The 23,211-nt window shown below is 46.3% G+C and carries 25 protein-coding genes, 1 tRNA gene and 1 pseudogene; 11 read left to right on the top strand and 16 right to left on the bottom strand.

The window, feature by feature from the left end:
* Positions 1-5: 5 nt before the first annotated feature.
* On the bottom strand, positions 6-1,031 hold the full coding sequence (locus tag GOB58_RS10590; protein WP_173560169.1) for an enoyl-CoA hydratase/isomerase family protein: 1,026 nt from the start codon (positions 1,029-1,031) through the stop codon (positions 6-8).
* Between the two features lie 92 nt (positions 1,032-1,123).
* Here GOB58_RS10590 and GOB58_RS10585 point away from each other — a divergent pair, with 92 nt between their 5' ends.
* Positions 1,124-1,462: a hypothetical protein gene (locus tag GOB58_RS10585; RefSeq protein ID WP_173560168.1), complete on the top strand. Its 339-nt coding sequence runs from the start codon at positions 1,124-1,126 to the stop codon at positions 1,460-1,462.
* Between the two features lie 187 nt (positions 1,463-1,649).
* On the opposite strand, the gene GOB58_RS10580 is transcribed toward GOB58_RS10585, so the two are convergent.
* Genes GOB58_RS10580 through GOB58_RS10570 form a run of 3 tightly spaced genes read right to left on the bottom strand, consistent with a single transcriptional unit; the run spans position 1,650 to position 4,073 of the window.
* The gene (locus GOB58_RS10580) at positions 1,650-2,447 is read right to left on the bottom strand and encodes a metal ABC transporter permease (protein ID WP_173560167.1); all 798 of its coding nucleotides are present in this window, start codon (positions 2,445-2,447) and stop codon (positions 1,650-1,652) included.
* Positions 2,434-3,252 (bottom strand): metal ABC transporter ATP-binding protein, encoded by an 819-nt coding sequence (locus tag GOB58_RS10575; protein ID WP_173560166.1) that lies wholly within the window; start codon positions 3,250-3,252, stop codon positions 2,434-2,436. Before GOB58_RS10575 ends, GOB58_RS10580 begins: the two co-directional genes overlap by 14 nt.
* Positions 3,249-4,073 (bottom strand): metal ABC transporter solute-binding protein, Zn/Mn family, encoded by an 825-nt coding sequence (locus tag GOB58_RS10570; protein ID WP_233127518.1) that lies wholly within the window; start codon positions 4,071-4,073, stop codon positions 3,249-3,251. Before GOB58_RS10570 ends, GOB58_RS10575 begins: the two co-directional genes overlap by 4 nt.
* 255 nt (positions 4,074-4,328) lie before the next feature.
* Between GOB58_RS10570 and GOB58_RS10565 the strand changes: the two genes are divergently transcribed.
* Positions 4,329-4,868 (top strand): transcriptional repressor, encoded by a 540-nt coding sequence (locus GOB58_RS10565; protein ID WP_173560165.1) that lies wholly within the window; start codon positions 4,329-4,331, stop codon positions 4,866-4,868.
* Between the two features lie 34 nt (positions 4,869-4,902).
* On the opposite strand, the gene GOB58_RS10560 is transcribed toward GOB58_RS10565, so the two are convergent.
* The gene (locus GOB58_RS10560; RefSeq protein ID WP_173560164.1) at positions 4,903-5,592 is read right to left on the bottom strand and encodes a histone; all 690 of its coding nucleotides are present in this window, start codon (positions 5,590-5,592) and stop codon (positions 4,903-4,905) included.
* A gap of 297 nt (positions 5,593-5,889) precedes the next feature.
* Between GOB58_RS10560 and mtnA the strand changes: the two genes are divergently transcribed.
* Positions 5,890-7,017, top strand: a complete 1,128-nt coding sequence (gene mtnA, locus GOB58_RS10555) for an S-methyl-5-thioribose-1-phosphate isomerase (protein WP_173560190.1) — start codon at positions 5,890-5,892, stop codon at positions 7,015-7,017.
* On the opposite strand, the gene GOB58_RS10550 is transcribed toward mtnA, so the two are convergent.
* Positions 6,965-7,798, bottom strand: coding sequence for an integrase core domain-containing protein (locus GOB58_RS10550; RefSeq protein WP_173560163.1), 834 nt, complete (start codon positions 7,796-7,798; stop codon positions 6,965-6,967). The genes mtnA and GOB58_RS10550 overlap by 53 nt on opposite strands.
* A gap of 909 nt (positions 7,799-8,707) precedes the next feature.
* On the opposite strand from GOB58_RS10550, the gene GOB58_RS10545 reads away from it, so the two are divergent.
* Positions 8,708-9,925, top strand: a complete 1,218-nt coding sequence (locus GOB58_RS10545; protein ID WP_173560162.1) for a glycosyltransferase family 32 protein — start codon at positions 8,708-8,710, stop codon at positions 9,923-9,925.
* Positions 9,926-9,956: 31 nt separating this feature from the next.
* A complete protein-coding gene (locus GOB58_RS10540; protein WP_173560161.1) occupies positions 9,957-11,066 on the top strand; it encodes a glycosyltransferase family 61 protein in 1,110 nt (369 codons plus the stop codon).
* A gap of 63 nt (positions 11,067-11,129) precedes the next feature.
* Here GOB58_RS10540 and GOB58_RS10535 read toward each other — a convergent pair whose 3' ends face one another.
* From GOB58_RS10535 to GOB58_RS10525, 3 genes are all read right to left on the bottom strand, one after another.
* Positions 11,130-12,167 carry a cysteine synthase A gene (locus GOB58_RS10535; protein ID WP_173560160.1) on the bottom strand — a complete coding sequence of 346 codons (1,038 nt, stop codon included), beginning with the start codon at positions 12,165-12,167 and terminating at the stop codon, positions 11,130-11,132.
* A gap of 89 nt (positions 12,168-12,256) precedes the next feature.
* Entirely contained in the window at positions 12,257-13,144 is an 888-nt protein-coding gene (locus tag GOB58_RS10530) for a DUF2272 domain-containing protein (protein WP_086634893.1), read from the bottom strand.
* A 199-nt stretch (positions 13,145-13,343) separates the two neighbouring features.
* A complete protein-coding gene (locus GOB58_RS10525) occupies positions 13,344-13,727 on the bottom strand; it encodes an IS5 family transposase (protein ID WP_198911785.1) in 384 nt (127 codons plus the stop codon).
* An 81-nt stretch (positions 13,728-13,808) separates the two neighbouring features.
* Here GOB58_RS10525 and GOB58_RS10520 point away from each other — a divergent pair, with 81 nt between their 5' ends.
* Positions 13,809-14,072, top strand: coding sequence for an HNH endonuclease signature motif containing protein (locus tag GOB58_RS10520; RefSeq protein WP_086555275.1), 264 nt, complete (start codon positions 13,809-13,811; stop codon positions 14,070-14,072).
* Complete coding sequence (locus GOB58_RS10515; RefSeq protein WP_173560159.1) at positions 14,072-14,224, top strand: hypothetical protein; 153 nt, start codon at positions 14,072-14,074, stop codon at positions 14,222-14,224. The genes GOB58_RS10520 and GOB58_RS10515 overlap by 1 nt, the downstream gene beginning before the upstream one ends.
* 1,257 nt (positions 14,225-15,481) lie before the next feature.
* Here the strand turns inward: GOB58_RS10515 and GOB58_RS10510 are convergent.
* Positions 15,482-16,096: a hypothetical protein gene (locus GOB58_RS10510; protein WP_173560158.1), complete on the bottom strand. Its 615-nt coding sequence runs from the start codon at positions 16,094-16,096 to the stop codon at positions 15,482-15,484.
* Between the two features lie 772 nt (positions 16,097-16,868).
* Here GOB58_RS10510 and GOB58_RS10505 point away from each other — a divergent pair.
* A pseudogene (locus GOB58_RS10505) lies at positions 16,869-17,633 on the top strand (IS5 family transposase).
* A gap of 65 nt (positions 17,634-17,698) precedes the next feature.
* Here GOB58_RS10505 and GOB58_RS10500 read toward each other — a convergent pair.
* From GOB58_RS10500 to guaA, 3 genes are all read right to left on the bottom strand, one after another.
* Positions 17,699-17,806: an Arm DNA-binding domain-containing protein gene (locus GOB58_RS10500; protein ID WP_456304153.1), complete on the bottom strand. Its 108-nt coding sequence runs from the start codon at positions 17,804-17,806 to the stop codon at positions 17,699-17,701.
* Between the two features lie 206 nt (positions 17,807-18,012).
* The gene (locus GOB58_RS10495) at positions 18,013-18,180 is read right to left on the bottom strand and encodes a hypothetical protein (protein WP_158092829.1); all 168 of its coding nucleotides are present in this window, start codon (positions 18,178-18,180) and stop codon (positions 18,013-18,015) included.
* The gene (gene guaA / locus GOB58_RS10490; RefSeq protein WP_086555456.1) at positions 18,167-19,768 is read right to left on the bottom strand and encodes a glutamine-hydrolyzing GMP synthase; all 1,602 of its coding nucleotides are present in this window, start codon (positions 19,766-19,768) and stop codon (positions 18,167-18,169) included. The genes GOB58_RS10495 and guaA overlap by 14 nt, the downstream gene beginning before the upstream one ends.
* A gap of 238 nt (positions 19,769-20,006) precedes the next feature.
* Between guaA and GOB58_RS10485 the strand changes: the two genes are divergently transcribed.
* The 3 genes from GOB58_RS10485 (at position 20,007) to GOB58_RS10475 (ending at position 21,148) form a co-directional block, all read left to right on the top strand.
* Positions 20,007-20,462, top strand: coding sequence for a hypothetical protein (locus GOB58_RS10485; protein WP_233127520.1), 456 nt, complete (start codon positions 20,007-20,009; stop codon positions 20,460-20,462).
* A gap of 59 nt (positions 20,463-20,521) precedes the next feature.
* Positions 20,522-20,598: transfer RNA gene (locus GOB58_RS10480), tRNA-Arg, on the top strand.
* Positions 20,599-20,719: 121 nt separating this feature from the next.
* Positions 20,720-21,148 carry an Ivy family c-type lysozyme inhibitor gene (locus tag GOB58_RS10475; RefSeq protein WP_086634896.1) on the top strand — a complete coding sequence of 143 codons (429 nt, stop codon included), beginning with the start codon at positions 20,720-20,722 and terminating at the stop codon, positions 21,146-21,148.
* A gap of 53 nt (positions 21,149-21,201) precedes the next feature.
* Here the strand turns inward: GOB58_RS10475 and GOB58_RS10470 are convergent, their stop codons facing one another.
* From GOB58_RS10470 to GOB58_RS10460, 3 genes are all read right to left on the bottom strand, one after another.
* Positions 21,202-21,885: a Fe2+-dependent dioxygenase gene (locus tag GOB58_RS10470; protein ID WP_086555458.1), complete on the bottom strand. Its 684-nt coding sequence runs from the start codon at positions 21,883-21,885 to the stop codon at positions 21,202-21,204.
* A 114-nt stretch (positions 21,886-21,999) separates the two neighbouring features.
* Complete coding sequence (locus tag GOB58_RS10465; RefSeq protein WP_173560157.1) at positions 22,000-22,332, bottom strand: tRNA-binding protein; 333 nt, start codon at positions 22,330-22,332, stop codon at positions 22,000-22,002.
* A 28-nt stretch (positions 22,333-22,360) separates the two neighbouring features.
* Positions 22,361-23,185, bottom strand: coding sequence for a hypothetical protein (locus tag GOB58_RS10460; RefSeq protein ID WP_233133466.1), 825 nt, complete (start codon positions 23,183-23,185; stop codon positions 22,361-22,363).
* Positions 23,186-23,211 lie beyond the last annotated feature (26 nt).

Below are 23,211 nucleotides of genomic sequence, written 5' to 3'. Positions count from 1 at the left end.
GTCGCTCACTCATGCAATGCTTCAAAACATTGCATGATCTCTTCATCATTCACGGCGTCCAGCACAGACGGAGACCAGCGCGGAGTATTGTCACGATCAATCAACCTGCTCCTCACACCTTCTGAAAAATCGTGACGCCTGAGGAGATGCCCAACAAGACACTCCTCCTGAGAGAAAGCATCCGCCAGCGCAGGCAGTGTTCTGGCCCGGTGCCAGGCTTCCCACGACAGACATAATGAGAACGGACAGGCCCGTGCAATCAGATCGCGGTCTTTCTGCGCCTCCTCCCCCGATATGCAGGCAAGCTTTTCTAAAGCTGATGGCAGGTCAGGGGCGTCAAAACAGGCATCCAGCTCTGATGCTCTGGCAGGCACAACATGCGGCACAGCAGCAAAAACATCTTCAGGCATACGATGCTCAAGTTCTGACACAAGAGCAGGCAGAGTGTCAGACTGCATCAGGTAATCAGCAAAACCACTGGTCACAGCCTGCTGAGGGGTCATCACTCCACCTGTCACAGCAAGCCGCAGACCAAAAAAACCGGGCGCGCGGGAAAGAATCCATGATCCGCCGGCATCAGGCGTTAAACCTATTCCCGTTTCCGGCATCGCCAGCACAGAACGCTCTGTAACAACGCGATAAGCAGCATGACCACCCAGACCAATACCACCCCCCATGGCAATACCATCCATGAGCGATACAACCGGCCTGGAAAACGCAGCAATGCGCCTCATCACAGCATAGGTTGCCAGCATTTTCTGATAGATCTCTGCCGTCTCACCCCGGGCAATATGAGCATAAATCGCTTTCAGGTCTCCACCGGCGCAAAAAGCGCGGGCTTCACCCCCCTGTAAAACTATAACACGAACCGAAAGATCCTGTTCCCAGGCATCAAGCACGCGACCAATACCGCAGGCCATCTCATAATCAACAGCATTAAGCTGGCGGGGGCGGTTAAGAATGATGCGGCCAAGGTGACCTTTTTGCTGTGTAAGCACCACCGGGGTGAGAGAAAGATGCGTTTCTGTCATTACTTTCCTTCTTTATTCCTACACGCAAAACACCCGAATACTATACCAGAGGAGGATAAATATTCCCTCAAAGTCACTCCTGCCACACTGCTATGTCGCGCCCTGATGCTGCCGTTAATGTTATCATGACGGATAACTCTGCAATGTTACGGACAGCACTTCTTCAGCAGTATGCAATATACAAATATGCCACCTATTTTACGGGCCGGTGTCAACAGCAACTATCAAATACACGCAGCTTTGACCACAAACGCACCTGTCCCGAACGCGGCCTGAACTTTTTTGACTGTCTTCTTCAGCGTGTTGTAGAAGACAGCATACATAGTGTATGTATTTATACAGTGCAGGCTCTGACCATTCATGAAAAAGCCGCAGGGCTGGTTTATTTCAACCGTAATCATCACCCGCTGCTACATACTCCGGTTTCATAACCTGCCCGGACACCCTTTAAGGAAAAAAGATGGCTCAGCAACCCGACAATAAATCTCCAAGCCAGGATGTACCTGTCATTACAGTAAAAGCGCTTATCATTATTCATATATTCATCGCAATTTTTCTGGCATTAGGCAGCTGGGTCTGCTGGTCTATACCGCAATAACGATCAGATTTCAGGCGACATTATGCCCTGCGAACCACGCGCATAACGGTCTCTGCCGTAACAAAGAACACCCCTCCCATCAGGACAATCCAGAATGACACGGGTGCATTCGTATACCAGGAAAGCACCAGCCCTGCCCAGGCTTCCGTAACAGCCAGAAGGGCAGAACAGAGCAAGCCTGCGAATGGTGGCAGACCAAGACGAAGAACAGCCGCCGCCGGTGCGACCATCAACGTAAAAACAAGCAATATGCCGGTTACCTGAGCGCACTCAGCCGTTGTAATAGCCACGAGCATCAAAAACAAAATGCCCATTACACGCAGGTTAACACCCCTGGCTTCTGCCAGCTCAGGCTGAAGCGTCGCAAATAAAAGCGGACGCGACAAGAAACCCAGGACAGCCAGACTCAACATGCTTAAAGCTGCGAGCCAGGTGAGTACAGACCAGCTCACACCAAAAATATCACCAAAAAGCAAAGCTGCAGATGCGCCTGCTGCATGCGTAAAAAAGTGTAGAAACAAGGCACCCAGCCCCAGAGCAAGCGAGAGAACCAGCCCGATCACAACATCTCGCCCAGCAATACGCTCACCGGCAAGCCCCATAAGCAAGCCACCGGCGAGCGTTCCACCAGCCATGCCTGTTAAAGGCGACAAACCAAGCAGCAGAGCACCGGTCGCGCCGGCAAAACCAACATGAGAGAGTGCATGACTGGCAAAAGTCTGCCCACGTAACACCAGAAACCAGCCAACAGGCCCGCACACCATAGCCACCAGAAAGGCCGCCAGAAATGCAATCTGCATAAACTCATAATGAAGCATTATGGTGATGCCCTGTACAATCATGAGACTGAAAAAGGCCACCGCCTCCTTCAGCAACAACAAATAAACGCTGACCAACCTTAAGCACTTCAACCGGTGCACCATAAAGTGCCGTCAGGGTCTCTGACGTAATAACCTCACGCACCGGCCCAAGTAAGGCTTTGCCTCCGGCCAGGTATAAAACGTAATCCATAAACCCAAGAAGCGGATTAATATCATGTGCTGACAGCAACACGGTCATATTACGCTTGCGGGCGAGAGTGTGGATACGTGTGACTGTGTCAGACATTCTGGCCGGATCAAGGCTGGCCATCGGCTCATCAAGCAGCAGGAGGGACGGATCATCAAGCAACACCTGCGCCAGAAGCAGGCGCTGACGCTGCCCGCCAGAAAGAGTAGCAACTGGACGATGAGCGAGAGAAAGAGCATCAACGGCCGCCAGAGCAGCCTCGGCGGCAGCGCGCCCCTTGCGCCCTCCCCATGGCAGCCCGGGCACCTGCCCGCGGTAAGCCGCCTCGACCATGCTCAGACCACTCAGCTGCCCCCCCGGCATGTTTCTCATCTGGGGCATATAGCCGGCAGCAGAATTACCACGGCGGACCTTGCGACCTTCAAACAATATCGTGCCGGCTCCTGGTGCCTCAAGCCCCAGAATACCACGAAACAGAGTTGTTTTTCCCGCACCATTAGCACCAAGAACGCCAACAAAACTCCCCTGGGGAACTTTAAAGCTGACATCCCGCAAAACATCGTGACCACCGCGTGAAAGTGTCACGTGTGAAAACTCAAGTGCAGGTATCGTCACTTTTTTACCTCAAGCAAGCCGGCAGCCTGCTCCACTGTATCACTCACCCATTGTTGCCAGTGTAAACCCTGTGGCATCGTTTCGGACACAGCCAGAACCGGCACTCCCTCCTGCTTTGCCATTGCGACCAGACGTTCAACTGAAGGACGATTAACCTGGGAATTATAAATAAGCAGGTTAATCCGATGTTGCCTGATATCATCTTCAAACATCGCCACTTCGGATGGTGCCGGCTCGACATCATTCATCACTGCAAGCTGAAAACCCTGCCGTTTCATCCTGAGGCCCATACGATCAGCCAGAGGCGTAAAAACCTGTTCAGTCGCTGCAACAGGCTGCCCGGACACTTCAGAACGTGCTGTAGCTATTACATTTTTAACCTGATCCACTGCTGCCTGCAGCCTCTGCCCCCGTACAGCATAAGCCGAAGCATGTGACGGATCAGCCTTCTGACACGCCGCGACAAAAGCCTTTATGAAGGCCTCAACTGCACTGATATTATACCATAAATGAACATTATCCCCCTCATGCCAGTCAGCCACATCCTGCACACGCAGCACAGGGAATGCAGCGGGAGAACGTGTACGGGCAAGGCGCTCCATCCATGCATCATACCCGGCACCATTGGCGATAACGAGAGTGGCATCACTCACCATACGCCCTTCTGCCGGGCCAGGCTCATAAAGATGCGGATCTGACACAGGTCGCGACAGAACAGAGGTCACTGTCATATCAGGGCCGGTAATCTGGGCAGCCAGGTCAGCCCACATATTTTCAGCTGCAACAACAGAAGGCTTATCCTGCACAGAAGCCAAAACCATAGACGGCAGAAAACTCCATACGGTTAAGCCAAGCACCGTCAGTGACAAAAACCGCATAAAACTACCCTGCCCCGGCTATTCCGGCCCTTATATACAGTGACTGCTTACTAAACGGCATCACTCAGAGAATGTGATATTATAACATATCTTGTAAACAAGACAAAACGCTTCATATGCTGAACTGAATCGCCTGTTACACATATCTGCTTTATAAGCTCTGACATCAGTCAAAAACGATAAGGGACACCCTGCATCATGCCCGGCCACACATCCTGCTCATCTGACTGTCAGAGCGAGATAACAACACCTGTAGAAGAATTACTCGATAAAGCCGCAGCACTTTGTGCCCGCAATGGCAGTCGCCTTACACCACAACGCAGAGAAATTCTTAGCCTTATCCTCAGCGCAGGCAAGCCTGTTGGGGCATATGATCTGCTTGAGCAAATTAAAACACCAGAACGTAAGCCAGCCCCGCCGACGGTCTACCGTGCTTTAGAATTTCTGCTTGAACACGGTCTCATTCACCGTATTGAGCGTCTTTCTGCTTTTGTTCCCTGTGTGCATCTGCTGCATGCGCATCATACAGACGACTGCTCACAAAAATATAAAGATGACACGCCTCATTTACATACAGCGCAGTTTCTGATCTGCCGCGAATGCAAAAGCACGTCAGAGATCAGCACACCACATATTCTTGAAGCCATAAAACAATCATGCCAGCCCCGGGGCTTTATCGCACAAAATGCTTTTATAGAAATTGAGGGGCTGTGTTCAGGGTGCGCCGGAAAAAAATGACGCCCCCTGGAAACACAAAAACTATAAAGAAATTTTACGCTTTACGACTGCGGGTTGTTTTCGTCTTTGCTCTGGCGGCAGGTTTAGACGCAACCTTACGGCTGCGTGATGTCTTAGCTGCACTGGCTTTTTCGGCTTCAGCGGCCAGGCGTTCATAACGCTTACGGCGCCGTGTTTCCTGAACAATACGCAGCTTTTCTACAGCTGACAGACGAACTCTGGTCTCTTCAGCCTGAACCACTTTTTTCTTTACCGCTTTGGGCTTTTCAACAACCGGCTCAATAATTTTGACTGCCTTTGTTACTTTTTTGGTCGTGGCAGCTGCCCGGCCACGCGCTGCCGGTACAGGAGCAGCAACCTCAGGCTTTGCCTTTGCCACTCTTTTCTTCTTCACAACCACAGGCGCGACAACTTCCTCCTTCACCACAGGAGCTGCAACCCGCGCAGCTGCTTTTTTCTTCACCGGCGCAGCCCTGCTGCTTTTAACCGGAGCCAGCGCTGCACTTTTTGCAGGTGCAACTTTTTTAGAAGTTTTTGTCTTAACAGGTGCCTCAGCTTTAGCGGCTGCTACTTTTTTAACAGTTGCACGACGTGATGGACGCTGAGAAGAAATATCCTCCTCAGCTACTGCCTCCACAACACGACTACGACGAGAAGACGTTGTTTTCTTTACCGGTGTTGCTTTTGCACGCGTTGTAACTTTACGTTTTTCTCTGCCGCTCATGAAACCCTCTCTTTTTTAAATTATAAAAAACATCAGCATGTTTTAAAATATGACGAATATACAGCAATGTACATAACGCACTCCGGAGTTCATAATGAACCCGGTTTACTTCCCCTACATAACAAATATCAGGAAAATTGCAAAAAATACTTTTATCTTTCAGACATTAAGAATGTTCCAGATTATGACCCTCAGCGTCACAAACAAAAATAAGCTGACAGTCAGGCTGTAAAATGCTTTTCAGAATAACCTGAAATTGCGATGCTATATGCAAATATTCACTCGAAAGCTATGACAATGAAAATTGATGGTGTCTCTTACAGAAGCGTCTGGATCAATGAGGAAGATGGGTGGTCAGTAAACATTTTTGATCAGACTCTTTTTCCTTTTTCACGAAACATCCTGCGACTGACAACACCTGATGATGTTGCGCATGCAATACGCAGCATGCAGGTCAGAGGTGCACCGCTGATTGGCGCAGTTGCCGCTTATGGTCTGGCTCTTGCTTTGCGCAATAACGCATCAGACCATGCTCTGGAAACACAGGCGGCTATGCTCGCGGCCACACGCCCCACCGCCATTAACCTGCGCTGGGCCATTGACCGGCTTCTGACATATCTGCGCCCTCTTCCAGAGCAAGAACGCGTAAAAGCGGCTTATGCAGAGGCCGGAAAAATATGTGATGAAGATGTAGCCCAGAACGAAGCTATCGGGCGCCATGGCCTGGAACTGATACGTGACATTGCCAGCAAACGTAAAAACCAGTCACCGGTTAACATTCTTACCCACTGCAATGCCGGCTGGATAGCAACCGTTGACTGGGGCACAGCTCTTGCCCCCATCTACATGGCACATGACGAGGGGCTGAAGGTGCATGTCTGGGTTGACGAAACCCGCCCGCGCAACCAGGGCGCTGCTCTGACAGCATGGGAACTTGGTGGCCATGGCGTGCCGCATACCGTTATTGCCGACAACGCAGGCGGGCACCTGATGCAGCACGGGCAGGTGGATCTTGTTATTGTAGGAACAGATCGTGTTACCCGCACGGGCGATGTTGCCAACAAAATTGGCTCATACCTCAAAGCACTGGCCGCCAGAGACAACAATGTACCTTTCTGGGTTGCCCTGCCCTCCACCACCATTGACTGGACCGTTTCTGACGGTGTGAAAGAAATTCCTATCGAAGAGCGCTCAGCCAGTGAGGTGACACATATTGCAGGACGTACAGCCAAAGGTGAAATAACCTCTGTGCAACTGGTCCCGGATGGCAGCAAAGCTGCTAACCCTGCCTTTGATGTCACACCAGCCCGACTGGTTACCGGCCTGATTACCGAACGGGGCTGCTGCCCGGCAACAACGGAAGGGCTACGTGCTATGTTTCCTGAAAACCAGCTGTTTGTCCCGGAGTTTGATGGGTTGGATTGATAATGAATCTTTCTGGCTCTGAAGTCCATATTTTGCAGATGTATTCATAGGGTGTGAGGCCTTTGAGTGTCTTAAGCCGTCGCCCGAAGTTATTATAAGCCGCCATGAAGTCGTTGAGGTGTGTCCTCAACTGCTCATGGCTGTCGTAATGGAAGCGTTTGACAGTTGCTTCCCTGATCGTGCAGTTCATTCGCTCGACCTGACCATTGGCCCAGGGATGATTGAGTTTCGTCAGACGATGTTCGAGAAATTCCCGGGCTGTTCGTCTGTTGGCTTTGTCCACAAGCTGCGTTACCGCAAACTTGCTTATGCGGTCTATGCCAACGAAAAGGTAAAGCTTGCCTTCAGCGATCTGGACTTCGGCAATATCGAGGTGAAAGAACCCGATCGGATAGCACCTGAAGTGCTGTTGTTTCGGCTTACCTCCTTCGACATCAGACAGGCGTGAAATTCCGTGACGCTGCAGACAGCGATGCAGGGCCGGGCGTGTCAGATGAGAAATGCTGGCCTGCAATGCGTAAAGGCAATCATCCAACGGCAGTAAGGTGTGCCGACGAAAGGCCACGATCATCGCTTCGTCAGTCTCGGAAAGGACTGTTGAGCGCGGCTCTTTGGGGCCTGCCTTCTGATCCTCAACCGTTTGACGCTTCCGCCATTTTGCACCTGTTTTTGGATTAATCCCGAACTCCCTGCTCAGCGCCGCGAGCGAAGCCTGCGATCGCTGTATTGCTGCCCGCACGGCGTGCGTGGTCGTGGCGCTCCCATGACGTATCTGTCTCATAAGGCTTCTTTCCACTCTCGTGAAAATATCACACCATCAAACTCCGGGACCAAACAACTAGTTCTAAGCTTTCTAATGTAAGGCCAGAAGATATTACCATTGTTAATATAAATGGTATTAATCACATAATGGCAGACAACAATGGAATATATTTATTTTATACTGACAGCAATAAACCATATACTTAGTGTTTAAAAAATGGACTTATATTATTAATTATGTAAAAATATATAACAATCATTCTGATCATTATATGATAGTTCCAGTTAAAACTATGCCACTTTCTAAATTTATTGGATACCTGGGGGAGATAGCTGCAAAATGCTTAAAAATTCGCCAGACCCGAGCAAGCTCTCTATAACTCTTTCGGATAAAAAATGGGTTTTTGTGGAAGATGCTGTATCATCTTGGATTAAATATGTATGTAGCATTACACCAAATGATGAAACAGCGGATAAATAGTCAGATATGGCCAATGACGCTCAAAGATTAGAAGTTATTCTAAAGAAAATTACTGAACAAAAAAGTTGACTGGAAACTTCATACTTAACTCGTATTGTTAGGCTCAGAACCTGTTAATTTATTGAACTGAACGAGCCGTTGTGATTCACAGGCTTACCAATGGAGGTGAGCCTGTGAGTGATGTATTTTTGTTGTTTCCTTAGGTTTTTTACATACGTTCTGCTCCCTTGCCATCGGGCATCAGGGGTATCGTGTATTCGTTGTTTTAACGGCTGGTTTTCGTAAAAAACGTCTTGTTTTGCATACCATCCCGGTCATTAAGACTTTGTTGTTCAGTCGCTTACATTTCGAGTTTGAAACATATCTTCACCCACCTGGGAAATGAGTTGTAAACTATTTTCAGGTATGGCAAGAAAAATTCATTCCTGCATATTTAAGGGTTGTGTAATGTCAGAAATTATTGAGACTTCTGCAAGTATTCATACTTTTAGAAATTACAGAAACAGAAGCAGAAATAATACGCCGATAAATGAAAGTATTAACACCCCGCCTTTAGAGGAAGAAATTCCTGTTTCTTCGGATAATAAATCCGTAACTGAATTTGATATTAAGTCAATCGGTTTCGACATAAATGCAAAAGAATATTTTCAGAAAAATGGTATTAATAGCATAGAAGATTCTTTCAATATTGCCAATATACTGCATGCAAACAAGAGTGTCAAAGAAGCTGCTGTTATCTATGGCCTTGGTTTCAGACTTCATTCAAAAGAGCCAAATAAATATCCGCTTGCTCAGACTTTTTTACAAAAACGGCTTCTTTGTTTGCTTAAAGCGGGGATAGAGCCTCCCAGGCATGAAATTGATCTGCTGCGAGGATATAATATTCCGTATGCAAATTATATTGAAGGTATTGCCCTCGCATGGAGAGAGAATAAGGGCGAGGAAGCTCTGAAGCATATGAAAAATGCTTATGAAGAGTTTCATACCGGTGAAGAGATTGACAGACTTTATTTCGAGATTGTTCTGAAGTCTGCACCGCAGCTGCTCGACCCTACTCCGGAGGCAGAGAAAAAAGAAAAAATTCCTAATAACCTTTTCATGTACTGGGATAAAAGCCCGCCTCCTGAAGTTCTTGATAATTTCGCAATTCATAGAAATATGAAGCAGTTTAATTTTCGTATTTTTGATAAAGAAGAAGCTACTGAGTGGTTATATTCAAACTATGGCGTTGAAGCCCGCTCGATCTTTCTTAATGCCCGCAACTCTGCTGAAGCCGCGGATATACTGCGAGTGCATGTAACGCAGCTGTATGGTGGCTGGTGGATGAATGCAGATCATCGCATCAGAGATGACGCTGCAGCAGATTTTATGACATCTCAGGATGCTTCTGATGTTTTCTTTGTAACTGGCAATAATATTATTCATACTGACTGTTATGGTACAATACCGGGGAGTATGATCGGAGAGGATTGCCTCCTTTCTCTCTACAGAAACTGCTATTTACACCCTGTAATGTTTACAGCCTACAAAACAGGATCCGGGGTTTTTAATCGGGCTGTTAATCGTCGTATCTGGCGTAAAATACAGGGTTTTAAGATTAAAGAGACGTTGAAAATTTATGATGAAGCAGCATTTGATAAAGTGATTTATAAATTTCCTTTATGATAAGCGGTTTCATTATAGTGAGGTTTATATCATGAAGTTCTTCGACCTCTCTTCTGGCAAAAAAACTGTTACCTGTGGCATTTCAGAGTTTCGTGAGGTAAGGCCCGGCGAGCGTGTGCAGGGGCCTTTTAAGGTGTGGGAGCTGACGGATAGTCGTGGATGGGTTCATGATTATCACTGGAAAAAACCATCATCTCTTCTGAAACCTGTAGGATTCTATGAGATAGATGATCTGATAGTTACGCAGCCCGGGGGTACAATAGTAAGCACTCATTTTGGTTTTAATTGTGCGACCGGCCTTGATACGCAGAGAAGTATACCAGAGCACCAGAGTTATTTTTCGGGTTCGCCAAAAAATAAAATTATTATTGAGGCGGATGTGATCGCAGGAGATGGTGTTGCTTTTAATGTCTGGGGGCACTGGCTTGTTGATTATCTGCCTCGTTATGGTGTGATTAAAAGCGCGTTGGAGGAACGTTTTTCAGATCTTAAAATTCTCCTGCCTTCTTATACACCTGAGTGGATTTATCACACCCTTATCGTGACGTGTGATGTTAAACGAGAGAATATTATTACCTATAACCCTGACACAGATATTGTGCTGTGCAAAAAAGCTATTCTGCCATCATATTGCTATACGAGAGAATTTTCTTTTCATAGTTTTGTCCGAGAGTTTTATAATGGCATCACCCGGCCATTCACTCCGACAGAAAAAACACGTAAAATTCTGGTTTCCCGGGGAGATTTTTTACACAGTAACCGTCAGTTTGTTCAGCGTGCTGCTTTTGAAGCCAGTGCAGTACAGCGCGGTTATGAAATTATACGTCCTGAGGAGCTTTCTTTAGAAGAGCAGGTTAAAGTTTTTTCTGAAGCTGCCATTATTATTGGTGAGCACGGTTCGGGTATGCATAATGCGTTGTTTGCAGGTAAGGGAACTGTTGTCGGGTGCCTGGGTTTCTGGAACGCTGTGCAGCTTCACATTGGCTACCTGATGGAACATCATAATGTTTATCTGACCAAAGGCTGCCAGTGGCCCACACCAGATCGTAATGAATTCTGGATTGATTGCTCAGATGCTGATCTGATGTCGTTTCTTGATAAAACAGAGGCCATAGCATCAGAAGAGGCTGCATCAGCCTAAGTCTGGTGTATAATTTTAAAAAGCCCTTATAAAAAGGGCTTTTTAATTATGTGGTAGCAGGGCTTACGATTTAAGCCAGGGAGCGACAGGCAGGTTTTTGCTGTGCAGAAACTCAGGGTTGAACAGTTTTGACTGGTAGCGTGCACCGCTGTCACACAGAATGGTTACAATACGATGGCCCGGGCCAAGCTTGTGTGCTGTACGAATGGCGGCAGCAACATTAATGCCTGACGATCCTCCAACCGACAGCCCCTCATCAATCAGCAGACTATAAATAATGTCCAGTGCTTCAGTGTCAGGAATACGCTCTGCATCATCAATTGGCGCTCCTTCCAGGTTGCCGGTCACGCGGGACTGGCCAATCCCTTCAGTGATGGATGAGCCACTGGCTGACAGGTCATTATTTTTAACCCAGCCGTAAAGACCAGAGCCTTCCGGATCTGCCAGAACAATATGAGGTAATTTTCGACCGGCTTGTTTTGCTGCGTCATGCAGCCCCATAGCTGTACCGGCTAATGTACCCCCGGTGCCGCATGCGCATGTAAATGCATCAACATTGCCGTTAAGCTGGTGCCAGATTTCAGGAGCTGTTGTCTGACGATGTCCTTCACGGTTTGCCAGGTTGTCAAACTGGTTGGCCCACACATGTCCTTCTTCTTCCGCCAGACGGCGCGAGACATGCACATAATTACCCGGATCTTTATAGGGTTTAGCTGGTACCAGACGCAGATCAGCGCCGATCATGCGCAAAAAATCAATTTTTTCGCGACTTTGCGTTTCGGGCATAATAATAATGCTGCGGTAACCGCGTGCGTTAGCAACCAGGGTCAGGCCAATACCGGTATTCCCGGCCGTTCCTTCAACTAATGTCCCCCCGGGTTTAAGCAGGCCACGTGCTTCAGCGTCCTCTATAATCGCCAGTCCGGCACGATCTTTGACCGAGCCGCCAGGATTCATGAATTCGGCTTTACCATAAATTTCACAGCCGGTGAGTTCAGATGCTTTGCGCAGGCGGATCAGAGGCGTGCCACCAATAGCACCAGGCATGGAGAAGGAAGGGTTGCTCCAGCCCGGCAGAGAGGAATGTGCGCTTTCAGTCATCTGGTTACACCTTAATAGAGTTCCGACGAAGTCATAGGTAGGGTCGCGTGCAGGTGACTTCAACAGAAAACTGCAAAAGTCAGTTTGTGTTACCTGCCAGCATCCGGTTCTGCTTCAGCGTCATACAGCACTTCCAGTACAACACACCACGGGTAGCGCTCATCATAGCTTTTTCCTGATGGTGCGGCTATGTGCCCCTCAGTGTCTGTTGGTACATGAGTCAGCGCAACGCTGTCGTCGATATTGCCACTGATTGTGCTCAGCTGATGGCCAAAAGGCTGCCCCTGCTGGTTGGTGGCGACAACGTAACCACAATGGGCGGGGAAACCATAAGAGGTTGGCAGGCTGGAGTAGCGAATGAGAGATTTTGCTTTGCCTCGTGCGACACATACCAGGTCACCAGGCTTGGGAGCATAACGCGCTGGGTCCTGTGCCCGTAAAACAGGTGACTGCCCCGAAGCTGCGGCATTGATATAAGTGGCGTGGTTAGGCGAGTAGGGAAAGCGGTTATTTGCCCCGGCAATACGCATCACATAGGAGATAAAGGCTGCTGACCAGGCATAGTCGCCATCATGCACAAAGTCTGTCATTCGGCCGCTGGCATCGTGTTTGCCGGTCCATGCTGTTTCTGTTGAGTCAGGATCAATACCTACCCACCAGTATTCGCCAACGCGTTGCCACAGGCCGGGGGTGCGCTCGGGCTTCAGGGAAGCATTTTGTGGTTCAGGGCGTGTAGTCGGGTCATCATCATTGACCGGGCTGCCAAACATGCGCCATTCGCGTAAAGCGATAGCGACGACATCCTGGCGGTTAAAAGGCTCAAAATTGTGCGTCGCAAAATCTGGCACATGAGGGTTGTAGCTGTAAGATGATCCTGCCCCGGCGGTTGTGGCAGAGTGCTCCTGATCTGGCCGACTGGCACAATTTGTCAGAAACAGGGGTACCAGCAGGGCTATGGCAGAGAGAGCACGTGACATCTTGTCTCCAGACAGACACAGTGATTTGGGCAACATTGCAATATCAGATTGTATTGCAAACAGGAAAAATGAACATCTGGGCTGAGCATAGGCTGCTCAGAACCATGGGAAAAGAGGGGGATGAAGATTCTTTACCTGTTGTAAAAAAAGACCTCTGCAGTGTCGCGCAGAGGTCTCATTCCTTATCTAGGCTCAGGACTCATTCTTTGAGACAGAAGATGAAGCTTGCTGCGATATGGATTGCAGACATGGATGTATGAGCACAGCGATCGTATCGTGTCGCCACGCGTCGCCAGTCTTTAAGCTTTGCGAACATATTTTCGATCAGATGGCGCTTTTTATACAGATGCCAGTCGTAAGGTAGTTTTAATTTTCGGTTTTTCTTCGGCGGAATACAGGCTGTGATAGTGCGTTCTGCAAGCAATAACCTGATCCTGTTGCTGTCATAACCTCTGTCCCCGATGATTTCTTCTGTCTTGTCGGGTAGATCTGCCAGCAGCACGTCCGCGCCTTTGAAGTCACTGACCTGCCCTGCAGTCAGATAAAGTCGGACTGGTCGCCCCTGATCATCGGCAAAGGGCATGAAGTTTTGAGCTCAGACCGCCTTTGGTTCGCCCGGTATGGGGGGGAAGCCCCTTTTTTAAGCAGGAATGATATATCAAGAATGAAAAATGGATTAAATCCCGAAAGGTATGATCTTCATCATATAGAGCCTTTAGATGATGGCGGTACAAATAATTCGTCAAATCTTATTCTTATGAGAAAAAATCCAGAGCATAAGTTACTTACAAATTATCAAAATTTAACAACAAAAGGTATGATACATGGAGATAGTCGCTTAATTGAGTGGCCCTATCCACGTAAAGGATATCTTATATGGCCACCATCAAATAATTTATCTGCTACATTTTCGAAAGGAGAGAATTAATGATTCCTGAAATTTCAATACTTTTAGATAAAATCGATAAGCAAAGAGGATGTGCAGAGCCACCTGCTACACAAGAAGATATTAATATCGTAAATGATTATTTAATAAAAAAATTTAAGATTACTCTCCCTAAAATTTGGCCAGATATTTGACTTAGGTCTGATGGCATTAGTGAAAACGGATTAAATTTCTATATAGCAGGCAGAAGAAGAGAAGTATCTAGATCTTTTATTGATTATTTTATTGAAGCAAACAAACTATTCAAAGAAAATAATAATGGAGAGTATATTTTTTGGTAAAATAGATGATGTTTCATATTTTGTTTATAATATTAAAAATAAAGAGTAGAAAGTTGTTGATCCAATATGTTACGATGTATTTGAAAGATATGAAACTCCTGAAGAGCTTATTATAAATTCAATAAAAGAATAATTATCTTAATGTAATTTTTATTGAAAAATATATTCTCTATGGAAGCGTAAAACAATAATTTATAAAGTTCGCTCATAGCATGAGAAACCTTATACTAAATGAGTTGTCAACCTATGTGCATTTTCCAGGTAATACGAGGCCTATACTTATTAAAATTCCAATTATAAGAACGGCCATACTTTCTGTTGCAAACCATTGTCCTGCAATAGAAAAATTACCAAATAGCGTGTACCAATCTTTTTTTCCAGTAATGATAACAGGGAAAACTATAGAGCCTCGTAATAAGCACATAATTTCCCATACTGTTAGTAATATACGAATTAAAATATTTTTTTTGAATTACGGGCGATTAAGACGCAACACAAAGACAGAATACAAAGAATTAAAGTAATACCTAAGGTCACTAATATTGCCAGATAACTTCTTGCAGCTGTAGATAAAACTATGGACGGTGGAGCACCTAATTCAGCCATCCACTCAGGTCCAGCCAACCAGGCACTTACATGTAATAGTGCGCCTAAAATCAAACAAAAAGCAGAAAGAAAAAAAACAATACTCTCTAAAATGAAAATTTTTTATTATCATTTATCTATAGCTCCTTCGAGACTATAATCATCAGTCAAAAAAGAAGTTTTGAACCCGCTTTAAAAACCCTAGACAGAGTTTTTAGAAAATTATAAGACATTAGTAATGACTGAAAAATAAATAATATAGTTATAACAAGGAACAAAAAAATCTTTTAAGAGAAAATATGTAGTAAAAAAAATCTAATCGTTTTTTCTATAATAATCTAGAATTACATAAATTAAACAACCTAATAAAAAAACAATTAAAGGAAGAAAAAATTTCTTCCATCCATCAAAAAAAGCTGCTGTATATAACATAAAAAATGTAGTAACCAAAGTTACTAACCCTATTAAAATTGACAATAAAAATTCTTTTAATGATTTCAATGTTTTTTTTATCATTTTAATGATTTATTTCTCAACAATGGTATTTAATTGTTCAAAACTATCCTCAAATATGAAATATATCATATCAGAACCATCTGTGGAAAGCTGATACCAAAGTCCAGGATCTTTTAATCTAAGACGATGAGATGCATTGGCAGCTGTTTGAAGTAACCCTTGTATATTAATAATCATTAACATGCTTGATGCTCCTATAGAACAAATTCTTGTTATAGTAAGAGATACTGATGCATCATTAATAATATACATTAATATTTTATCAGTTATTATTCTATTAAGTTGTGTTTTTGTGGCAAATTTAACCCCTTTTTCTTCCATCTTATCTTCAATTTCTTTAAATTTTTGATAGTTCATATGTTTAATTTTATATTCAATGATTTTTTTTAATGTTTTTATAATTTGATTTCTATCTCTAATTATTTTTTTAAAAATTTCCCAAGCTCGTTTATCTTCTTCATCATTAATTTTTACTTGATTATATGTTCTTTCAGGATTTAAATCCCCCCATGATGTATATGGAGCAATATCATCAAGAGTTCTTAATATTCCATTAAAAAGAGATGTTACAACATCCCAGACTCCATATCCCATTTCATCAAATAATTTATTCATTGATGTCATAATTTAACTTTCTCTGTATCCAGCCTCTTCAGAAGGCAATCCTAATAAAATCAACCTGATAATATGCCGATATTCTTCAAGTCTATGAGGTATTTTTCTTATATCTTCATTCCCTATTGTGCAAAATTTGCACTGTAACCTGGAGGGTTCTAAAAAATTCTTAGTTTTGAGATCTTTTCTATGATTCCATTTTATCTAAATGAATTGATAATTCATTTACAATATTATAATTTTTTTTAAAAATAATATATTTCTTCTTCATTACTCTCAAAATCATAAACTACTGTTTTTATTACTTCACTCCATATTTTTCACCCTGATCGCCTGACTCTTTGTTTAACGGCCGGAACAGTTATAGCCCACTGCTCTGCAAGCTGCTGATAGGTATAACGGATGTTCATCATATGATTATCCAGATAGAAAAATATGTGTGAACGATACAATTATATCCCTGACGTAGCTACGTTGTAGTCTTTTTGTACCCCGTACAGTTATAACAACACGGTATAGGTTTTTACAGGCTCTTTTTTCTGAACAGTTTTTGATCTGTCATTGAGATGATTTTTTATAAAATGAGTTAACTGCTCGATGGAAAAGCGTTCCATGAAGCTATCAGATCGAGCCATTCATTCTTTGAACGGGGCTTTTCTAATAAAATATTTCTTTGAGAATTATATTCGCTGACAAAATGGCACTTAAGCTCAGGGCCTGTTAATTTATTGAACTGAGCGAGAGATTGTGATTCACAGGCTTACCGATGGGGGATGAGCCTGTGAGTGATGTATTTTTGTTGTCTGAACGTCAGATGAAGCGGATTGAGCCGTTTTTTCCTCTGGCGCACGGCATGCCCCGTGTGGATGACCGACGTGTTCTGAGCGGGATCGTTTATGTGATCCGCAACGGGCTTCAGTGGAAAGATGCTCCCAAAGCGTATGGCCCGCACAAGACTTTATATAATCGCTTTATCCGGTGGAGCCGCCTGGGTGTCTTTGACAGGATCTTTAAAACCCTGGCAGAACAGGCGGGCAGTTCGAAGCGCCTGATGATCGATGCGACGCACCTTAAAGCGCACAGAACGGCAGCGTCCCTTCTCAAAAAGGGGCTTTTCCCCGCCATACCGGACGCACAAAAGGCGGTCTGAACTCAAAACTTCATGCCCTTTGCCGATGATCAGGGGCGACCAGTCCGACTTTATCTGACTGCAGGGCAGGTCAGTGACTTCAAAGGCGCGGACGTGCTGCTGGCAGATCTCCCCGACAAGACAGAAGAAATCATCGGGGACAGAGGTTATGACAGCAACAGGATCAGGTTATGGCTTGCAGAACGCACTATCACAGCCTGTATTCCGCCGAAGAAAAACCGAAAATTAAAACTACCTTACGACTGGCATCTGTATAAAAAGCGCCATCTGATCGAAAACATGTTCGCAAAGCTCAAAGACTGGCGACGGGTGGCAACACGATACGACCGCTGCGCTCATACCTTCATGTCTGCAATCCATATCGCAGCAAGCTTCATTTCCTATCTCAAAGAATGAGTCCTGAGCCTAGGCTCTCCCAGCTGCTCACGCGCCTCGGCCAGAGTGATGCCCCCAACGCCATATCACCCGAAGGTCAGGGTCTCCTGCCTGCCGTGGATTGCGTAGTTGTATCGGAATGAAATGCTACCCGCAGACGTCACGGCGACGTACAACCCATCGCGGTCGTTCACCTTGTAGAGCTTATCCGTCGGCTTAAGGTTGCGCAGTTTTGGTATCGGTCAACATCAGTTCGTGGCACTCCAAACAGCGATACCATGATTGAAAACCATTAAAATAACTGGCTAAAAATCTTATTATTCATATAGTTACTTCTTATAGATACCATAACACCCATAGAGTGCCTGACATGGTATCTATAAAAAACATAGCATCAGACTCAGTCAGTGCCATGCACCATGCCATAAAAAGTTGCTGCCTGGCGATACCGCTTGGTGCCAGACAATGCCGGACCCAAAAACAAAAAAGCCCGCATTTCTGCGGGCTTTAAGGCACTTTCATGCCGGGCAATACCACCTATGCCAGACGTGAGATCATTCCCACTCAATCGTTCCTGGTGGTTTAGACGTAATGTCATAAGTAACACGGTTAATACCACGTACTTCATTTACAATGCGACTTGCCACACGGTTAAGAAAACCCATATCAAACGGGTAAACTTCAGCCGTCATACCATCCGTGCTGGTTACAGCGCGCAGAGCACAGGCCTGATCATATGTACGGCCATCTCCCATCACACCCACCGTGCGCACCGGCAGCAGAACAGCAAAAGCCTGCCAGATCGCATCATACAGGCCTGCCGCACGGATTTCCTCAAGGAATACCGTGTCAACACGACGCAACAAATCAAGTTTTTCGCGGGTAATAGCACCAGGAATACGTATGGAAAGACCAGGACCTGGGAACGGATGACGCCCGACAATCACCTCAGGAATATTCAGCTCACGACCAAGCGCACGCACTTCATCTTTAAAAAGCTCACGCAACGGCTCTACGAGCTTCATGTTCATGCGCTCGGGCAGGCCGCCAACATTGTGGTGAGACTTAATTGTAACTGAAGGACCACCTGTGAAACTGACACTCTCAATCACGTCAGGATAAAGCGTGCCCTGCGCCAGGAACTGCGCACCACCAAGACGAGAGGCTTCCTCTTCAAACACTTCAACGAACAGGCGACCAATCGTCTTACGCTTCACTTCAGGGTCAGTAACTCCGTCAAGAGCTTTCAGGAAGATATCAGACGCATCACGGTGCACAAGATTAATGTTGAAGCGACCACGGAAGGTTTCCATAACCTCCTCAGCTTCACCGGCACGCAGCATACCATGATCAACGAAAATACAGGTCAGCTGATCACCAATAGCCTGCTGGATTAAAACAGCTGCAACGGATGAATCAACACCACCTGACAAGCCACAAATCACCTTACCTGTGCCAACCTGCTCACGGATGCGGGCAATTTCCATCTCGCGGAAACCAGCCATCGTCCATGTGCCAGAGCAACCAGCAACATTATGAGTAAAGTTACGCAGCAGCGCTGCACCATGCAGAGTATGCACAACTTCAGGGTGAAACTGCACGCCGTAAAGATGACGACCTTCATCGGCAATCACGGCAAACGGTGCGCCTTCACTGGTTGCCACAGTACGAAAACCAGGAGGAAGACTGGTGACACGATCACCATGGCTCATCCATACCTGTTCGCGACCACCACGGGCCCATGCCCCACGAAACAAAGAACAATCTTCAACAATATCAACAAAAGCCCGGCCAAACTCTCTGTGGTCAGAACTTTCGACCTTACCACCAAGCTGCAGACACATAGCCTGCTGGCCATAGCAGATACCCAGAACAGGGATCGCCATTTCAAAAACAACATCGGGTACACGTGGAGCATCTGCCTGGATCGCACTGGCAGGACCACCGGAAAGAATAATTCCACGCGGTGCAAAAGCAACGATACGGGCAGGATCAACGGTAAAGGGCCAGATTTCACAATAAACACCACTCTCACGCACACGTCGTGCAATGAGCTGAGTCACCTGACTTCCAAAATCAAGGATCAGGATCCGGTCCTGGTGCAAAGTTTCATCCAGCCTGGCGGAAGTGGCTGACGTGGTGTCATCAACGGACATGGACTACTCGTCTTTCTGGTCGGGGCCTGAACGGCATAACAGATCAAAAAAACCGCATTACATAATGTAACACAGCACTCTGTGCCGATATAAAGCGACAACAGCACGACGTCACCCAATATCTCGCAACAACCAAACAATCCTGCCACCTGTGGCGATGTTACCTTGAAGACAGATTGTAAAAACATCACATCTGGCAGAGCACTTAAGCAAATCATAACGGGACAGACCTTCAGATATGCCTTTTTTTCGTGTTTCAAAAAAAGCCTCATCCTGGCGAATCTTTACCATGGCTGGCCTGATGCTCAGCTCAGCCTGGGCACACACGGCTGCTGCGGCCTCTCTGGCCGCTAACGACCCGTATGGTGACTGGGTAGGGACACTTGTTGCCGAAAAAGGGCATAACTGCCCGACATATGCTCAGTCTCTTATGCAGATTGAACCACATCGTATGGTTTTCGTGCCAGCCACCGGCTCTTTAATTTTACGCGGGGTCCCTAATAAAGCCACGCAACATTATCATGCGCAGTTATTGCTGGAAGACGCAGCCCACAAACCCCTCCCGATAGTTTTTGAAGCACACCCTTCAGGAACAACATTTGAGGGGGTTTACGGCACCCCCGAATGCAGAGCTCATATCACTCTGACCAGGCCTGAACATAATGCCTGGAAAAATTTTCTCGATATTAATTAAAAAAACAAAAAAAGGGGGTTGCCACACCCCCGTTCTTATAATAGAACCCACCTCACGGCGCACCCGTAGCTCAACTGGATAGAGCACCAGACTACGAATCTGGGGGTTAGAGGTTCGAGTCCTTTCGGGTGCGCCAATAAAAAATCCCAAAAATAAAAAATAATTTCTGATATATAAGAGCTTTTGCAAGTAATCTTATTGTCGCCTTACATTTTATTTAGTATTCGGTCACGACTTGCAAAATGACTGGATAAAAAATGCGTTTCCTTACATTAGCTGCTGCTTTTTGTATTGCTGCTCCGGGCCTTGCCCAGGCACAAAGCACCCCTGCTCCTCTGTCAGCCTACGCGTCTGAATTTATTAAAAAGCCCGTATTTTCTAAATCCTATCAAAAAATGCTCACTCTTCCCTCATGGGTCAGAACCGGCCAGGGCACATCAGAAATTGTTAAGCCATTAACAATCGAGGGCAAAGCCTATCTCGTGACAAACATTTGTGAGCCACATAACTGCCACGACCACCAGCTCAATCTCATTTTCACAAAAGACGGTAAACAAGCCTGGGGCCTGCTCTCAACCTTTCGTGGCAGCAAACTTTATCAGCTGCCACTTGGGGAGCCAGACGATGCTATTATGAATGCGCTGACAAAAAACTTTCAGGACAATAACCCAGGCAGCCCGACATAATAAAACCTGCCCACGTCAGGCGCTGCACTAAATGCGCCTGACCCTGCATAGCGCTACAGCTCAGCCCATTGCCGGATAAGATTATGGTAAGTTGCTGTCAGCCCCAGTACTGCCGGGTGATCATCCGGCAGCGTCTTACGCGCCTCTATAATCGACATATCAAAATTATAAAGCAGTGTTCTCTGCCCATCATCTTTTACAGCTGACTGTGTCCAGAAAAAAGAGGCCCAGCGACTACCTCGTGTAACGGGATTTACAGAATGCAGACTGGATGAGGGATAAACAACCATATGCCCAGCAGGCAGCCTGATGCTTTGTGTGCCATAGGTGTCCTGAATTACCAGCTCTCCGCCATCATATTCATCACAGTCACTCAGAAAAAGCGTGCTGGACACATCTGTACGAATACGAAAGCCTGTGCCTGGTAAAGCACGGATTGAATTATCAACATGCGCATGAAAACGCATACCTTCATCATAACGATTAAAAAGAGGCGGATAAACCCGCAACGGCAACGCGGCACTGGCAAAAGTCTGGTTACGCCCAAGTGCTTTTAAAACCAGCTCACTCAGCTCACGACTTTGCGGCGACTGCTCTGGCACCTGTAAGTTAAACTTTGCTTTTGCTGACTGTTCACCGGCGGTAACTTTACCATCAACCCATTCCGTTGCCTCCAGCACTTCACGGCAATAAGCAACCTCATCAGGCGTCAGAACTTCAGCTATACAAACAAGCACCCTGTTTCCCTCTTATAACAGCCGGGCACATGCCCTGATTTAAGCGCTATTTTAAGGCAATTAGTCAGAAAAGCAAATGCGTCTTGTTCTCAGTTGGGTGCAGCAGGCTTTCTGTCAGCTCAGACGCGTGCCATCGGGCACCCGACGTTCAGGGGCAGACAGAACAACACCATTTTCCGTCTCAAACCCTGATAATAAAAACTGTGAACGAAACGGGCCTATCTGCTTTTCTTCAAAGTTAAGAATACCGATAACCTGTCGTCCTATCAGTTCATCGACTGTATAAAGTCTGGTGATCTGTGCACTGGTTTTACGCTCACCATAAGAACCAAAATTAACCCATACTTTAAAGGCGGGTTTACGCGCTTCAGGAAAAGCCTCAACGCGGGTGATAGTACCTGCAACAATCAGAATTTTCTGAAAATCACTCCATGGCACCGTCTGCATAACGCCTCTCCTGCCCTGCGGTCCTGCCTCACTCAGCCCCGGAAATCACATCGTAACCTGCGCTACCTGCTGCCGGCCCGCTAAGTGGTACATTGCTGATAGCAACAGCCTCTTTACGATCGGCAGCCGGGCCAATTTCACGCGCATTAATCGCCGTACCAAGCACACCATTATTCCCTGTACCCACAGCATAAACAGACTGACCCGGCTTAAGCCAGGCTGCCAGACGTGTAGCTTCACGAGGAATAAGATGGATCAGTGTATGGTCTTTTAAAATAACACCTGAGACCTGCCCGCCAAGATTGTACAAAGGCATCGCAATTTCACCATGTACAACAATATCAGGGCCAATAATCATTTCAGGTGAATGCTGTGGCACAGCCATCAGCGAATCCTGCACGCTACGACCACGCGGACTGGTGATTGCAAAAGCCCGAATAACAGGAAGAGTATAAGCTTTAACACCACGCAGTGAAATGTGGTCACCAACCTTAATCAGGCCAGACAGTGTATGCCCGATCTCGGGAGAAACCAGCACCTCCGTGTCCCCGTTCAGCAACAGGCCCAGCACCCCACCATCAGGGGCAGGCAAAAACTGGGTTACTGTACCACTAAAGGCGGACATGGAAGAGAGATCATACACACCAGCAGCCTGTTTCTCAGTGACAGTCTGATGTGATGCAAAAGTTGCCTTAACAGTCTGTTTTACAGGCGGTGCAGCAAATGCCGGAGATACCAACAGAAACAAAGCAGAAACAGAAAGAAAAACGCGCATGGCTTTACCAGTAAACTGACTTTTTCCTGCCTCAGAGAGGCCCGCAACAGGCAAAAGTTTATGAAAAACTTTTGCCATTCTTTGCGAAAAAAATCAGTCCGGCA

Origin of the sequence: Acetobacter thailandicus, from assembly GCF_011516655.1 — a bacterium.
GTDB classification, from domain to species: domain Bacteria; phylum Pseudomonadota; class Alphaproteobacteria; order Acetobacterales; family Acetobacteraceae; genus Acetobacter; species Acetobacter thailandicus.
This window is presented reverse-complemented; position numbering and strand designations above follow the sequence as displayed.

What these genes read in the sequence shown, in the direction of transcription:
- GOB58_RS10515 (WP_173560159.1), top strand. Translation starts at nt 14,072, where the DNA reads ATGATTCCTGAAATTTCAATACTTTTAGATAAAATCGATAAGCAAAGA.
- guaA (WP_086555456.1), bottom strand. Translation starts at nt 19,768, where the DNA reads ATGTCCGTTGATGACACCACGTCAGCCACTTCCGCCAGGCTGGATGAA.
- GOB58_RS10590 (WP_173560169.1), bottom strand. Translation starts at nt 1,031, where the DNA reads ATGACAGAAACGCATCTTTCTCTCACCCCGGTGGTGCTTACACAGCAA.
- GOB58_RS10570 (WP_233127518.1), bottom strand. Translation starts at nt 4,073, where the DNA reads ATGGTTTTGGCTTCTGTGCAGGATAAGCCTTCTGTTGTTGCAGCTGAA.
- GOB58_RS10535 (WP_173560160.1), bottom strand. Translation starts at nt 12,167, where the DNA reads ATGACTGAAAGCGCACATTCCTCTCTGCCGGGCTGGAGCAACCCTTCC.
- GOB58_RS10545 (WP_173560162.1), top strand. Translation starts at nt 8,708, where the DNA reads ATGTCAGAAATTATTGAGACTTCTGCAAGTATTCATACTTTTAGAAAT.
- GOB58_RS10460 (WP_233133466.1), bottom strand. Translation starts at nt 23,185, where the DNA reads ATGGCAAAAGTTTTTCATAAACTTTTGCCTGTTGCGGGCCTCTCTGAG.
- GOB58_RS10485 (WP_233127520.1), top strand. Translation starts at nt 20,007, where the DNA reads ATGCCTTTTTTTCGTGTTTCAAAAAAAGCCTCATCCTGGCGAATCTTT.
- GOB58_RS10510 (WP_173560158.1), bottom strand. Translation starts at nt 16,096, where the DNA reads ATGACATCAATGAATAAATTATTTGATGAAATGGGATATGGAGTCTGG.
- GOB58_RS10580 (WP_173560167.1), bottom strand. Translation starts at nt 2,447, where the DNA reads ATGCTTCATTATGAGTTTATGCAGATTGCATTTCTGGCGGCCTTTCTG.
- GOB58_RS10550 (WP_173560163.1), bottom strand. Translation starts at nt 7,798, where the DNA reads ATGAGACAGATACGTCATGGGAGCGCCACGACCACGCACGCCGTGCGG.
- GOB58_RS10565 (WP_173560165.1), top strand. Translation starts at nt 4,329, where the DNA reads ATGCCCGGCCACACATCCTGCTCATCTGACTGTCAGAGCGAGATAACA.
- GOB58_RS10560 (WP_173560164.1), bottom strand. Translation starts at nt 5,592, where the DNA reads ATGAGCGGCAGAGAAAAACGTAAAGTTACAACGCGTGCAAAAGCAACA.
- GOB58_RS10520 (WP_086555275.1), top strand. Translation starts at nt 13,809, where the DNA reads ATGAAAAATGGATTAAATCCCGAAAGGTATGATCTTCATCATATAGAG.
- GOB58_RS10530 (WP_086634893.1), bottom strand. Translation starts at nt 13,144, where the DNA reads ATGTCACGTGCTCTCTCTGCCATAGCCCTGCTGGTACCCCTGTTTCTG.
- GOB58_RS10585 (WP_173560168.1), top strand. Translation starts at nt 1,124, where the DNA reads ATGTCGCGCCCTGATGCTGCCGTTAATGTTATCATGACGGATAACTCT.
- GOB58_RS10540 (WP_173560161.1), top strand. Translation starts at nt 9,957, where the DNA reads ATGAAGTTCTTCGACCTCTCTTCTGGCAAAAAAACTGTTACCTGTGGC.
- GOB58_RS10465 (WP_173560157.1), bottom strand. Translation starts at nt 22,332, where the DNA reads ATGCAGACGGTGCCATGGAGTGATTTTCAGAAAATTCTGATTGTTGCA.
- GOB58_RS10475 (WP_086634896.1), top strand. Translation starts at nt 20,720, where the DNA reads ATGCGTTTCCTTACATTAGCTGCTGCTTTTTGTATTGCTGCTCCGGGC.
- GOB58_RS10525 (WP_198911785.1), bottom strand. Translation starts at nt 13,727, where the DNA reads ATGCCCTTTGCCGATGATCAGGGGCGACCAGTCCGACTTTATCTGACT.
- mtnA (WP_173560190.1), top strand. Translation starts at nt 5,890, where the DNA reads ATGAAAATTGATGGTGTCTCTTACAGAAGCGTCTGGATCAATGAGGAA.